Below are 13717 nucleotides of genomic sequence, written 5' to 3'. Positions count from 1 at the left end.
GTGGGGGTCAGCGGAACGCTGACATGCCGGTGATGTCGCGGCCGATGATGAGGGACTGCATCGAGTCGGTGCCCTCGTAGGTGGCCACGACCTCCATGTCGGTCATGTGCCGGGCGATGTGGTTCTCCAGCAGGAGCCCCTGCCCGCCGAGCATGTCGCGGGCCTCGTTGCAGATCCACTTGGCCTTCTGCGAGGTGGCCATCTTGACCATCGCGGCCTGCGCGTTGGTCAGGTCGCCCCGCTCGGCGAGCTCGGCCATCCGGTTGCACATCAGCTGCATCGCGGTCAGCTCCGAGAGCATGTTCGCGAGCTTGTTCTGCACGAGCTGGTAGGAGCCGATCGGGTTGCCGAACTGGATTCGGGTCTTCGCGTACTCGGAGGCGATCTCGAACGCGGCCATCGCATGGCCGACGGCCTCCCAGGCCGCACCGCCGCGGGTCGCCTGCAGGACACGGGCGACGTCCTTGAAGGAGCGGCACCCGGTGAGCCGGTTCGCCTCCGGGATGCGCAGGCCGTCGATGACGATGTCGGCCTGGAGGATGGCGCGTTTGCCGATCTTGCCCGTGATCACCGTGGGCTCGTACCCGGCCGGGTAGGCGCCGTCCGGCCGCTTCTCCACCACGAAGCAGTTCACCTGCCCGTCCTCGGTGTTGCGGGCGAAGAGGACGACGACGTCGGCGGCGTGGCCGTTGCCGATCCAGCGCTTGTGACCGTCCAGCACCCACTCGTCCCCATCGCGGCGGGCGCTCGTCTCGAGGGCCACGGAGTCCGAACCATGGTCCGGCTCGGTCAGCGCGAACGCCCCGGTCTTCTCGATCCGGGCCAGGGCCGGCAGCCACCGCTGCTTCTGCTCCTCGCTGCCCAGCATGCTCAGCGTGCCCATGCACAGGTTGGAATGCACGCCCAAGAACGTGTTGATGCTCCCGTCCGCGCGCGCCATCTCGCGCGCCACCATCCCGGCCGCCTTCCGGCTCATGCCCGGACACCCGTAGCCCTTGATGAAGGTGCCGATGATGCCGAGCCCGGCCAGGCCGGGCAGCAGTTCCTCAGGAAATTCCCCGCGTTCCCAGTATTCGTTGATGATGGGCAGGACGCGCTCCTCGGCGAAGGCGCGGACCTTGTCTCGGATCGCGATCTCCTCGGGCGTGAGGCCATCGTCCAGACGGAAGTAGTCCGAGATCGTGGTGGTGACGGTGGTGGTGGCGGTTGACATCGAAAGTCCTTCGCTCGAGTGCCGGATGACGGAAGATGGTGGGTCAGCGGGGCTGGTGCAGCCAGGTCATGATGGGGTCCCTGTCGGCGTCGAGGCCCGGGGGAACGAGGTCGTAGCTCGCGGGCGTCCGCGAGAACGTGATGGGGTTGCGCACCCCCGGCAGCGACCCATCGCCGTCGCCCACCGAGACGACCGGGTCCAGGCCGATCTGCTCGGCAAAGCGGATGCCGTCAGCGACGTCGTTGATCGGGGCGCTGGGGAGCCGTGCGTCCGTCAGGATGCTGAACCACTCCGCAGCGCCGTGCTGCGAGAGCAGCTGGACGAGGAGCGGCCGGAGCTCGGCGCGGTTGATGCTCCGCGAGTGCGCTGTCGCGAACCGCGGGTCTTCGGCGAGTTCGGGGGCGCCGAGGACGTTGCACAGCACCCGGAACTGCCGGTCGTTGCCGATGGCGATGATGATGTCGCCGTCCGCCGTCGGGAACGGCTCGTAGGGGTAGATGCTGGGGTGCTCATTGCCCATCCGGCCCGGGACGCTGCCGCTGAGGAGGTAGCCGGCCGTCTGGTTGACCATCCCGGACAGCGCCGAGGACATCAGGTTGACCTCGATGCGCTGGCCTTTCCCGCTGTCGGAGCGATCCTTGAGGGCCGCGAGGACGCCGATGGCCGCGTGGAGGCCTGTCATGACGTCGAAGACGGCGACGCCGGAGCGGAAGGCCGGCGTCTCGGGCGCGCCCGTGAGGCTCATCAGGCCCGAGTGCGCCTGCACGAGAAGGTCGTAACCGGGCAGAGTCGCTCCGCCCGCGGTGCCGAAGCCGGTGATGGAGGCATAGACGATCTCGGGGTTGGTTGCCGAGACCGTCCCGTAGTCGAGGCCGAAGCGCTCGAGTCCGCCGGGCTTGAAGTTCTCAATGAGCACGTCGGCCCGCGATGCGATGTCCTGCGCGGCGGCGAGATCTTGGGGGTCTGCGAAGTCGAGGGCGATCGAGCGCTTGTTCCGGTTGATCGAGAGGTAGTAGGTCGATTCGCCGTCGCGGACGGGGGGTTTCCAGGCTCGCGTCTCGTCGCCCAGGGGGCCCTCGACCTTGATCACGGTGGCGCCCAGGTCGGCAAGGAGCATCGTGCAGTACGGGCCAGCCAGGACCCGACTGAAGTCCGCGATGACGAGGCCGGCGAGGGGGCCCGTAGACGCGCGGCCGAAGGCATCCTCGACGGCGATGCCGGCTTCACGCGGATCCCCGACCTGGGGATCCGCGCTGATGGTCTGGGCAGTCATCTCAACCTCTTCCTCGTCGACATCTGCGGCGGCTTACATCAACGATCCCACCGGCTATTACTACTCGTCCAATACTTATTGATCGCCGAATCGATGTAATTCCTGCAATAATCTCGGGTATGGAGCTGCAGCAGATTCGTGTCTTCCTCGCGGTCGCGGAGGAGCTTCACTTCGGGCGCGCTGCGGAACGCCTCCACATGGCGCAACCGCCCGTCAGCCGGATCATCCGCCAGCTCGAGCGCGAGCTCAAGGCTGATCTCTTCGTGCGCAGCACGCGCAATGTCCGCCTCACGGAGGAGGGCCGCGCCCTCATCGAACCGGCGCGGGACATGCTTGAGACGGCGCGACGAGCCGAGTCTGCCGTGCACGCGGCGAGCAGAGGCGACGTCGGGCTCGTGCGCGTTGCCTATTCGGGCGCCTCGACCCACGTCCTCATCGGAATCCTCGCGCGTGAGGTCCGGCGCCGCCATCCCGGAATCACTTTCGGCCTCGACAGCCAGAACTTTGCCCTGCCCGCACTCGGGAAGGTGCTGCGCGGCGAGGTCGAGATCTGTCTCGGCCGCTGGGATTTCGTCCCGGGTGGCGTCAACACCCGCGTCATCGCAGACGAGGGACTCGTCCTGGCGGTCCCGGCGTCGCATCGGCTCGCTGCCCAGTCCGAAGTGCTTATGGCGGAGCTCGCGGGGGAGCCCTTCGTGGCGCTTCCCGCGCATGAGGGCTCGGTCCTCGGGGACCGGCTGCGGCGGCTCAGCATGGAAGCCGGCTTCGATGCCGACATTGTCCAAGTGGTGCCAGACTCATGGACCGCCATGGCCCTCGTCGGCGCGGAGGTGGGATGCTCGCTGACAGTCTCTTCGGTGGCGGAGAACGTGGTGGACCCGCATGTCAGGTTCCTGCGGGTGCTCGATCCGACCCTGCCCATCCAGCTGCGCATGGCCTGGATGCCCGACGACAACATGGCATTGCGAGCCATCCTCCGCCTCGCGGAAACCGTGTGGCCGTCGCGCGAGCCGCAGAATGCAGGCGGGGCCGACGGCGCCAGCTCGCCGTAGACGCGAAACGGCGCCCCCGGTCCCGCCCACGCGCCGTCGGATGACGGTGGGCAGAACCGGGGACGCGCCGGCCATCGCTGCGATCCCTAGGCGCTGGCCCCCGCGGAAGGCTTCGGAATGCGCACGAGCTTCTTGTTGGCGAATTCGTTGATCCCGAAGCGCGAGAGCTCGCGGCCGACGCCGGAGAGCTTGACCCCGCCGAACGGGAGGTCCGGGGCGCTGCGGCTGACGCTGTTGATCCAGACCATGCCGGCCTCGAGCTGGGCGGCGATCTCCCTCGCAGCGGCCTCGTCGGTCGTGTAGACCGAGGCCGCGAGGCCGTAGGCGGAATCGTTGGCGATCTCGACAGCGTCGGACGCGGACGCGGCGCGGTGGACTACCGCCACGGGGCCGAACAGCTCCTCGGAGTAGGCCCGGGTCCCGGGGACGACACCGGTCAGGACGGTCGGCGGGAAGAAAGCGCCCTCGCGGCCCGGCGTGCTTCCGGCGACTGCGGTGGCGCCGTGGAGGATGGCGTCGTCGACGATCTCGGCGAGCTCCTCGGCGGCTGCACGCGACGCGAGGGGGCCGAGCTTGGTCCCCGAATCCGTCGGGTCGTTGGGCTGGACCGCCTCCATGGCCTCGGCGAAGCGCGAGAGGAACTCGTCGTAGACCGCGTCCTCGACGATGAAGCGCTTCGAGGCCGTGCACGCCTGACCGGCGTTGTAGAGGCGGCCGGCAACAGCGTCGGAGACAGCCCGGTCGAGGTCGGCGTCGGCAAGGACGATGAACGGATCGGATCCGCCCAGCTCGAGGACGAACTTCTTCATGTGGCGGCCCGCAACTTCCGCCACCGCCGAGCCGGCCTTTTCCGAACCGGTGAGTGAGACACCGCGGACTCGGGGGTCCGCAACCATGGTGGCAATCTGGCCGCTCGTCGCGAACGCGTTGATGTAGACGCCCGCGGGCACGCCCGCCTCTTTCAGGATCGACTCGATGGCGAGTGCGGACTGCGGGCAGTTGCGGGAGTGCTTGACGATCACGGTGTTGCCCAGGACCACGTTGGGTGCCGCGAACCGCGCCACCTGGTAGTACGGGAAGTTCCACGGCATCACGCCGACGATCGGGCCGATCGGCTCCGTGCGCACGATCGCCTCGCCGGGTCCTGCGATGCTCAGCTGCTCGTCGTCGAGGAACTCCTCCGCGTGGTCGGCGTAGTACTCATAGATGTTCGCCACGAGGGCCACCTCGCCGCGTGCCTCGGCGAGCGGCTTTCCTACCTCGAGGGTCAGGAGGGCTGCGAGTTCGTCCGCGCGCTCGCGGTGGAGCTCGGCCGCCCGCTTCAGAACAGCCGCCCGGTCCTTGAGCGGGGCCTTCCGCCACGACGCGTAGGCCTCGGTGGACTGGGAGAGGACCCCCTCGACTTCGTTGTCGCTCAGCGCGGGGAAGGACGCCACGGACTCGCCGGTGGCGGGGTTGACGGTCTGGTAGATGCTCACGGTGATGCAGTCTTTCCTTGCAGGGTCAGGACATGGAGGCGGCGGCACCGAGGACGATGCGCCCCGGGACCCCGCCGTTGGCGAGCCTGTCGAGGGCCGCATCGACCTCGGAGGCGCTGAGCGTCCCCTCGATGATCGGGATGTGCGGCAGCGCTCCAGTCTTCGCGAGGGTGACGAGTTCGCCCAGTTCGCCCAGCGAGCCGACGAAGCTTCCCTGGATGGTGATGATCTTGAGCGTCAGCAGGGCAGTCGGCACGATCAGCTCTCCGCCGAAGAGGCCGACCTGGACCATGCGGCCGCCCTTCTGGAGGATGTCGAAGGCCACCGACGCCGTCTTGCCTGTGTTCACGAAGTCGATGACGGCCGCGACGGGACCGCCGAGCGCGCCCGTGATGGCCGCCGCGAGGTTGTCCTGGTCCGCGCGGATCACCGTGCTGGCGCCCAGTTCGCGGGCCAGGTCGAGGTTGCGCTCCTGAAGGTCGACGGCGCAGATCGCACGGTGCCCGAGGGCCGCGAGGGTCGCGATGGCCGTGAGGCCTACGCCACCCGCCCCGATGACGACGACGGGGACGGTGGGTGTATCCGGCAGAGCCTTGCGGGCGGCGCTGTAGGCAGTGAGACCCGAGCATGCGAGCGTTGCCGCCCAGCTCTCGTCGAGCCCATCGATGTCGAGGAGGTACCGCGGGTGCGGAACCGAGATGTGCTCCGCGTAGCCGCCGTGACGCGCGACGCCGAGGTTCTGCGGAGCCGGGCAGAGGTTCTCGTGGCCGGCGCGGCAGGCATCGCACGAGCCACAGCCGATCCACGGGAAGACGAGTCTGGTCTGACCGATCTGGACCCCAAGCGCGTCGGGGCCCACAGCCTCCACGACGCCGACTACCTCGTGGCCCATCACCATGGGGTACGTCATGCCCCGGTCAACGAGGTTGAGCCTTCCTCTGCTCCCGAGATCGTAGTAGCCCTCGCGCAGGTGGGTGTCGGTGTGGCAGATTCCCGAGCGCACCACGCGCAGCCGGACTTCGGTTCCGGTCGGCTCGTTGGTGGGCAGCTCGATGTCCGTGATGGCATGGGCGGTGTTGCTGAGAACAGCGTAGGCGTGCATGGGAATTCCTCTGGGTCGGATCTGGTGCGGATCGACTGCCAAGCGCCGCGTGGGGGCCGTCAGGTCGGCGGCCCCCACGCGGCGTCGCGGCTAGACGGTTGCGGGCGAGCGGAGCGCGAACCCCCCGTAGCCCTTCTCCGCGACCTCTGCGAGCACCCCGCGGTAGGCCCCGAGCCCGGCCATGTAGAACATGACAGTGTTCGGCTTGCCCGGGATGTTGGCGCCGAAGATCCAGGAGTCAGCCTTCGGGAAGAGCGTCATGTCGGCGATCTCCTGGCACGTCTGGGTCCACTTCTCCTCGGCCTCGACCGTGGGTTCGATGGTTGTCACACCATCAGCCTCGGCCGAACGGATCATCTCCGTGATGAACTCGACCTGGGCCTCGATCGAGGGCGGCAGGTTGGTGAACGGGCCGTTCGGGCCCAGGATCATGAACAGGTTCGGGAAGTGGGCCGTGGTGACGCCGACGTAGCTGGTCGGGCCGTTCTTCCAGTGGTCCTGGATCGTCAGTCCGTCTCGGCCGCGGATGTTCATGCGCAGGTAGTTGCCGTCCACGGCGTCGAAGCCGGTCGCGAAGACGATCACGTCGAGCTCATGGACCACGCCGTCCGCCGTGCGCAGTCCCTCGGGAGTGATCTCCTCGATCGGGTTCTCCTTGATGCTCACGAGTTCCACGTTGTCGCGGTTGTAGGACTCGTAGTAGTCCCAGTTGCAGAGCGGCCGCTTCGCATAGAGGTCGGTCGGCGTGAGCTTGCGGGCAGTCTCCGGATCCTTGACGATCTCGGCGATCTTCTTGCGGATGAAGGCTGCGGCCGCCTCGTTGGCCTCCGGGTCGATCGCGATGTCGCCGAAGGCGCCGAACATGAAGTGGAAGCCGTTGCCCCGGTCCCAAGCGGCCTGGAAACGGCGCTCGCGCTCCTCCTCCGTGACGCTCATGGCGGCAACCGAGCTCTCCTCGAAGCCGAACGCAACGACCGAGCCGCGGACCTGCTCCCAGATCTCGTCGTACTTCTCCCGCTTCTCCTGCACGTACTCGGGGGTGACCGGACCGTTCCCGGACGGCACGCTGTACTGCGGCGAGCGCTGGAAGACGGTCAGGTGCGAGGCAATCTTCGACGCGGCACAGACGACCTGCGTGCCCGTCGAACCGGTGCCGATGACACCGACGCGCTTGCCCGTGATGTCGAGGTCCTCCGGCCACGCGCCAGTGTGGACGATCCGTCCCTTGAAGGTGTCCATGCCCGGGAACGTCGGGAAGTTCGTCGAGGAGAGCAGCCCCAGCGCCGAGATGAGGTAGCGCGCGGTGTAGGTCGCGCCGTCGCCCGTCGTCACGGTCCAGCGGTCGGTCGACTCGTCGAAGTCCATGGCCGTGATCTCGGTGTTGAGCTGGATGTCACGGGCCAGGTCGTGCTTCTCGACGACCGCCTCGAGGTAGGCGAGGATGTCGGGCTGGTTGAGGTACCGGTGGTCGTAGTCCCACTCCTGGAGCATCTCCTTGTCCCAGTAGTACCGGTAGACGAAGCTCTCCGTGTCCGACATGGCTCCGGGGTACCGGTTCCAGTACCAGGTGCCGCCCACGCCGCCGGCGCGGTCGAAGGCACGGACCTTGAGGCCCAGCTGGTCGCGCAGCGTGTGGAGCTGGTAGATGCCGCCGAAGCCGGCGCCAATGACGATGGCGTCGAAGTTCTCGACCGGCGCGTTGTCCTGTGCAGTCATGATGAGGACTCCTTTGTCTCTCGTGTCAGATGGGGTTCGTTGGGGGTTAGGCGCGGTACCACTGGGCGATCTTGGCGATCTCCTGGTCCGCCTCCGGGGCACGGCCCGCAAGGAACGGGAAGACGTGCTGCTGGCCGGGCGCGATGGACAGCGTCACATCGACCCCAGCGGCCTGAGCCTTGTCGACGAGCCGCGTCGCGTTGTCGAGCAGGGATTCCGCGCCCCCCGCGTTCACGTAGAGCTTGGGGAACCCGGTGAAGTCGGCGTAGAGCGGGTTGGCGAGCGGGTTGTCCGGGTTCGTCAGGCCTCCCAGGACACCGGCGATCATGCCCTCGAGGAGCTCGCGGGTGATGAGGGCGTCGGTCGCGTCGTTCGTCACGAGCGTCTCGCCGGCGTTCTCCATGTCGAGCCAGGGGGAGAAGGCGATGACCCGGCCGGGGAGGGGCTTCCCCTGCTCGCGGAGGGCGAGCGGGATGGCGACGGCGAGGTTCCCGCCCGCGGAGTCTCCGATCGTCGTGATGTCCTCGGCCTTGATGCCGCGCTCGAGCAGGGCGTCGAAGACGGCCACGCCGTCCTCGATCTGGGCGGGGTGCGGGTGCTCGGGCGCCCGGCGGTAGTCGGGAACGAAGGTCGTCACGCCGAGGGCCTTGGCCACGTGGGCGGCGAGCTTGCGGTGGCTCGAGGCGGAGCCGACGGCGAAGCCTCCACCGTGCGTGTAGAGGAGCACGCGGGTCTTGTCGGCGCCGGCGGGGAAAGCCCAGATGCCGGGCACCCCGCCGACCGTCTCCTCCTTGTAGGTGACGTCCTCGGGCTCAGTCGTGGGCTGGTGCCACTCGTCGAAGATGCTCCGGAAAAGCCTCATCGTGAGCTCGGTGTTGGCCATAATGTCTGACCAGTCGGCGTAGAGGCTTCGGAGGCTCTCCGACTCGCGGGAGACGGTGGTGGAAGCGTCCTGGGTGATAGTCATCGAGATACTCCTTTTGCGTCGGCCCCCGTTGAAAACATCGGTGTGATCGGGGCCACTGCATCAAGTGTCCGGGGGCGCAACTCCCGTCTGGTGTTCCGATGTGGAACACCAGATGGGCCATGCTCGAGGACAGCATGGAAGCCAGAGGCCCTGGCAGAACGCGGAAGCCCACGCCGGGCGCCCCATGCCCTCGGCTCGCGCCGTTCATTCCGCGAACGGGAACAATCCATTGCGCCATTGGTATTGGTGGTGGATGGATCACACTGCGATCCTTGAAGGATGAAGGGTCCGTCATTCTCCCGAGGTTCGCGTGTCTGAGAGGGACGCGCGCGAGCTGGACCGGCTGCGGGCGGCCCGGGACCTCCTTGTTGAGCGCGGTCTCCTTGTCCAGAAGGAGCTTGCTGGGATCAGCCCCTCCATCGAGCGGAGCTGGCGCCGCTCCGTGAGCGTCCACGCGTCCAACGCGCCAGCGCCGCCCCGCTTCATCGACTCGATCGACGCGCGGAATCCATTGGTCGTGGCTGCAGGGCCGGTTCTGGACCGGTGGCAGGATTCTCTCTCCGACATGCGGGTGGCTGTCTTCCTGAGTGACCGCAGTGGCCAAATCGTCGCTCGGCGGCTGACGGACCGCGGAGACGGCCGGAGACTGGACCGAGCCTTCGCAACCGAGGGCTTCGACTTCTCCGAATCGGCGCTGGGCACCAACGGACTCGGAACACCTATGGAAGACCGCGCACCGGTGTTCGTCCGCGGTCCTGAGCATTTCAACGACAGTCTTGAGTCGCTGGCCTGCGCGGGGGCTCCGATCCTGGACCCCCGCACAGGTCGCGTCGTGGGGTCCATCGCCTTCGCGGCGACCCTCAAGGCCTCGAACCCGCTCATGCTCGCCATGGCCAGGGAAGCCGCCCAGCAGGTCGAGGCGCGCCTGGTCGAGATGAACGCGCCCATCGATCTGGCGGCCACGGCTGCCTTCCTGCGATCCCGGTCGAGCAAGGACCCCGTACTCGTCCTCAGCGCGGAGACAGTCATCGCCGATGTCCGAGCACTTGCCGTGATGTCCCCGGACACCCACGCGCTCCTCTGGGACAAGCTCCAGAAGCTCGAATGGAAGGAGCCGTCGAACGTTGTCGAGCTGCCGGCGTCCTCGAAGACGGCGGACGTCCACAGGCTGGGAGGCGGCAGCGTGTTCGCGCTCGAGCTCCACGGGCGCGACGACGACGAGCACGCGCCGCAGGACGTTGCGGCGCGCCAGCCCGTCGGACGTGCCGCAGATGCGGCCGAACTCGAAGCGGCCTCGCGGGTCAGCGGCATCGTCGCCCTGGCCGGGCCGCCGGGAGCGGGCAAGCACTACTCGGCACGGGACTGGCTGATCTCGAGGGCCGACGGCGAGGAGCCGCTCACGCTCGACGCCGCGGCGGCCCCGACGGCCGGCATGGCCGGCATGGCCGAGCTGGCCACCCAGGCCGTCCAGGCTGGCCGCTCCGTCGTCGTCCGCCACATCGACGTGCTCGACCTGCCGGGGTTCCGGACCCTCGAGCCGACGCTGCGCCTCGTCGCCGACGCCGCGCGCCGCGGATCAGGCACTCGCGAAGGCACCCCCGACACGAGGCCGCGCATCGTCCTGACCTTCGACGACGAGTCGCTCGGCGAGCAGGTCCGCTCACGGATCGTCGCACTCGCCCCGATTTCGACGATTCCCGCGCTCCGCAGGATGCGAGACATCATCCCGGGCCTCGTCCGCACCATCATCGACGAGTGGCCCGAAGACGATCGCGTCGCCGTGCCCCCCGCCGTGATGCAGGCGCTTGTCGGATGGGACTGGCCCGGGAACGTGTCCGAGCTCCGCACGACTCTCGAGCTGCTCATCGCCCAGCGTGGGGGCCGCGTCCTCAGAGTCGACGACCTCCCGGAGCACCTCCGGCGCCAGACGCGTTCCCTGAGCACTATCGAAGCTCTCGAGTACGACGCGATCGTCGACGCCCTGCGCAGAGCCGGCGGCAACCGTTCCGCGGCCGCCGCCGCACTGGGGATCGGCCGCACTACCCTCTATCGCAAGATGCACGCGTACGGGCTGGACCGGGAGGACAAGCCTTCGGTCGCGAGGTAGCCGGATTCATACCCCAGTCGGCGGAATTCCTAGGCTTCCGGTATCAATGCGCGGGCGTCGATCGGTGTTCCATTCTGGAACACCTGTTGCGCAGGTCACACCCCTACCGTGGTTGTCGGACCTGGTAGCCATCAGCTGATGGCGGTCGCCCTTCGGCCTTTGCCAACCATCGCCCTCACCCCTTCGCGTCTCCTTGCGGCAACGGAGCCTCAGAGACCTGATTCGACAAGGCAGGTAAACCACCGTGCAGACTACCCACCAGCGGACTCCCAAGAAGGCGGCCATTGCCTCGCTTCTTGGCAGCGCCCTCGAGTACTACGACTTCTTCATCTACGGCTCGGCGGCCGCCCTCGTCTTCAACGCGCTCTTCTTTCCCAAGCTGGATCCCACCGCCGGCGTGGTCGCCGCCTTCGGCACGTTCGGTATCGGCTACGCGGCACGGCCTCTCGGTGCGGTCGTGATGGGCCACTTCGGCGACAGGATCGGCCGCAAGAAGGCGCTGCTCTTCACCGTGATGCTCATGGGCCTGGTGTCCTTGGCCATCGGGTTCCTGCCGACCTACGACGCGATCGGCATCGGGGCGCCGGTCCTGCTCACAGTCTGCCGCCTCCTTCAGGGGTTCTCGGCGGGAGCAGAGAGCGCTGGCGCGTCGGTGCTGACCCTTGAGCATTCGCCCGAGGGCCGCCGCGGATTCTTCTCGAGCTTCGTCATGGTGGGCTACGCCCTCGGCATGGTCCTCGCGACGGTGGTCTTCCTGCCCGTCGCGACCCTTCCGCAGGAGGCCCTGTACTCGTGGGGCTGGCGGGTGCCCTTCCTGCTCTCCATCGTGGTCACGGCGGTGACGATCTTCGTGCGGAACACCCTCCACGAGACGCCGACGTTCGAGGAGGCCAGGACGAACAATGAGGTTCAGGGCAGGCCGATCGTTGAGGTCTTGCGGCACCAACCCCTCGACGTCGTCCGTGTGGCCCTCGCGACGACCATCGCGATCTTCCAGTCGCTCTTCACCGTCTTCATCCTCAGCTATGCGACCACTACGGCCGGGATCGACCGTGCCGCGATGCTCACCATCAACGCAGTCACCATCGGCCTCTCGATGTTCACGCTCCCGCTCGCGGCGAAACTCGCCGACAAGTACGGCCGCCGGCCCCTGATGATCACCTCGGCCGTCGGTTGTGCGCTGACACTTCCGCTCTACTTCATGGCCATCACGTCGCACAGCCTGCTGCTGATCTTCGTGGTCGCCTTCGTCAACATGACGCTCTTCTTCTCGGCCTACAACGGCGTCTGGCCTGCGTTCTACGCTGAGCAGTTCGCCGGCACCGTGCGCTACTCCGGCATGGCCGTCGGCAATCAGATCGGCAATCTGCTGGCCGGTTTCGCGCCCATGATCGCGGCCCTCATCGTGGGGGAGGGCTCGTTCGGTTGGGTTCCTGTCGCGGCCGGTGCCGCCGGGGTCATGGTGATCGCCTCAGTGGCGGTCTACTTCATGAGGGAAACCGCGTTCACTCCGATCGACGAACTGGACCATCCGTACCGCACATCGGCGACGCTCTATGCGCAGGGCGCCGGACGCTGACAGTCACGGGATCCGGCCCGGGCGGTTGGCCGCATGCGTCCAGCTGGCCGGGCCGGATCAGCCGTTGCTGGTCTGCCCGGCCGGGGCCAGTGACGGAAGGAGCGCCGCTATCAGGCGCCTTCCGAAAGTGCCGTCCATGGGAGATCCGCTGAGGAAGAACCGGTAGTAGATGGGCCCGAGGAGGAGGTCCGTGACCGTCTCGGGGTCGAGGTCTTCCCTGAGCTCCCCGCGGGCTTTGCCGCGCTCGACAAGCTCGGTGACGTCCGCCTGCCGACGGGTGACGACCTGCCCCCGGTAGACCTCGGCGAGCTGCGGATCGGCAGCGACCTCGGAGACCAGGCCCTTCATGATCAACCCCATCACGGTGGTCTGCATGAGCTCGACGGTCTTGTCGACCAGCGCTACGAGCTCCGCCGCGGTGTCCTTGGTGTAGGGGCGAGTGCTCACCTCTCCCACCATCTCCAGGAGCAGTGCGAGTGCGAGGTCGGTCTTGGACCGATGCCGGCGGTAGATCGTCGTCTTGGCGACGCCGGCCCGGGCCGCCACCCCTTCGACCGTCAGCCCGGCGAAGCCGGCCTCGCCGAGCACGGCGCGAGTGGCATCCAGGACGGAGCGCTCGGTCCGCGCGCGCCGCTTGTCGTGTCCGGACGCCGTCGTCGGGCTCGGGTCCTCCGCTATCGAATCAGTCACCACGCTATACCCCTACCACGGCAGGCGATTCGGTGCTACTATTGAAACGCAACGTAGCGTTTCAATCTATCGGAACGCGACCGGCGTTGCAAACAGCACAGCGAAGGAGCCCACGATGGCTGTAGACCGATATCAGCGCGGCATGGACCGCATGATGGAGCTCGTCTCAACCGAGCACTCGAATACGTTCGACCACGCCAAGCTGGTCGAGTCGTACAAGGACCTTGACCCGCACCTGGCGGACTACATCGTCTCCTTCGCCTTCGGGGACATCTACTCGCGGACATCGCTGACCCAGCAGGAACAGACGATGGTCACGATCTCCACCCTGGTGGCCCTCGGGACGGAGCCCCAGCTGAAGCTCCACATCAACACCGGCTTCAACGTAGGCCTGACCAAGGAGAAGATCGTGGGCACACTGATCCACCTTCTCCCCTACGTCGGTTTCCCCCGTGTCCTGAACGCACTGACCCTCCTCAGGCAGGTCATGGAAGAGCGCGGCATCACCCCGGCGTCGAACGCGAACTAGGAAGGGACCTC

The 13717-nt window shown here is 67.4% G+C and carries 11 protein-coding genes; 4 read left to right on the top strand and 7 right to left on the bottom strand.

The features are described from left to right. Window positions 1–7 precede the first annotated feature (7 nt). Both AB5L97_RS16950 and AB5L97_RS16945 read right to left on the bottom strand, forming a co-directional pair. A complete protein-coding gene (locus AB5L97_RS16950; RefSeq protein ID WP_369045538.1) occupies window positions 8–1213 on the bottom strand; it encodes an acyl-CoA dehydrogenase family protein in 1206 nt (401 codons plus the stop codon). Between the two features lie 43 nt (window positions 1214–1256). Next, a complete protein-coding gene (locus tag AB5L97_RS16945) occupies window positions 1257–2486 on the bottom strand; it encodes a CaiB/BaiF CoA transferase family protein (protein ID WP_369045537.1) in 1230 nt (409 codons plus the stop codon). Window positions 2487–2605: 119 nt separating this feature from the next. On the opposite strand from AB5L97_RS16945, the gene AB5L97_RS16940 reads away from it, so the two are divergent. Next, entirely contained in the window at window positions 2606–3538 is a 933-nt protein-coding gene (locus tag AB5L97_RS16940) for a LysR family transcriptional regulator (protein ID WP_369045536.1), read from the top strand. An 86-nt stretch (window positions 3539–3624) separates the two neighbouring features. Here AB5L97_RS16940 and AB5L97_RS16935 read toward each other — a convergent pair whose 3' ends face one another. From AB5L97_RS16935 to AB5L97_RS16920, 4 genes are all read right to left on the bottom strand, one after another. Continuing rightward, window positions 3625–5016: an NAD-dependent succinate-semialdehyde dehydrogenase gene (locus tag AB5L97_RS16935; RefSeq protein ID WP_369045535.1), complete on the bottom strand. Its 1392-nt coding sequence runs from the start codon at window positions 5014–5016 to the stop codon at window positions 3625–3627. 25 nt (window positions 5017–5041) lie between these two features. Beyond that, a complete protein-coding gene (locus AB5L97_RS16930) occupies window positions 5042–6118 on the bottom strand; it encodes an alcohol dehydrogenase (protein WP_369045533.1) in 1077 nt (358 codons plus the stop codon). A gap of 90 nt (window positions 6119–6208) precedes the next feature. Then, complete coding sequence (locus AB5L97_RS16925; RefSeq protein ID WP_369045531.1) at window positions 6209–7834, bottom strand: flavin-containing monooxygenase; 1626 nt, start codon at window positions 7832–7834, stop codon at window positions 6209–6211. Window positions 7835–7880: 46 nt separating this feature from the next. Beyond that, on the bottom strand, window positions 7881–8801 hold the full coding sequence (locus AB5L97_RS16920; RefSeq protein ID WP_369045530.1) for an alpha/beta hydrolase: 921 nt from the start codon (window positions 8799–8801) through the stop codon (window positions 7881–7883). Between the two features lie 310 nt (window positions 8802–9111). Between AB5L97_RS16920 and AB5L97_RS16915 the strand changes: the two genes are divergently transcribed. Together AB5L97_RS16915 and AB5L97_RS16910 are read left to right on the top strand one after the other, a co-directional pair. After that, complete coding sequence (locus AB5L97_RS16915) at window positions 9112–10908, top strand: sigma-54-dependent Fis family transcriptional regulator (RefSeq protein WP_369045529.1); 1797 nt, start codon at window positions 9112–9114, stop codon at window positions 10906–10908. Between the two features lie 244 nt (window positions 10909–11152). Next, the gene (locus tag AB5L97_RS16910; protein ID WP_369045528.1) at window positions 11153–12487 is read left to right on the top strand and encodes an MFS transporter; all 1335 of its coding nucleotides are present in this window, start codon (window positions 11153–11155) and stop codon (window positions 12485–12487) included. A 57-nt stretch (window positions 12488–12544) separates the two neighbouring features. Here the strand turns inward: AB5L97_RS16910 and AB5L97_RS16905 are convergent, their stop codons facing one another. After that, window positions 12545–13177 (bottom strand): TetR/AcrR family transcriptional regulator, encoded by a 633-nt coding sequence (locus AB5L97_RS16905; protein WP_369045527.1) that lies wholly within the window; start codon window positions 13175–13177, stop codon window positions 12545–12547. 115 nt (window positions 13178–13292) lie between these two features. Here AB5L97_RS16905 and AB5L97_RS16900 point away from each other — a divergent pair, with 115 nt between their 5' ends. Beyond that, a complete protein-coding gene (locus tag AB5L97_RS16900; RefSeq protein ID WP_307958564.1) occupies window positions 13293–13706 on the top strand; it encodes a carboxymuconolactone decarboxylase family protein in 414 nt (137 codons plus the stop codon). Window positions 13707–13717: the final 11 nt, after the last annotated feature.

It is taken from the genome of Sinomonas sp. P10A9 (assembly GCF_041022165.1).
Lineage (GTDB): Bacteria > Actinomycetota > Actinomycetes > Actinomycetales > Micrococcaceae > Sinomonas > Sinomonas puerhi.
Note: the sequence above shows the minus strand (reverse complement) of the source record. Positions and strands in the feature narration are given on the sequence as shown.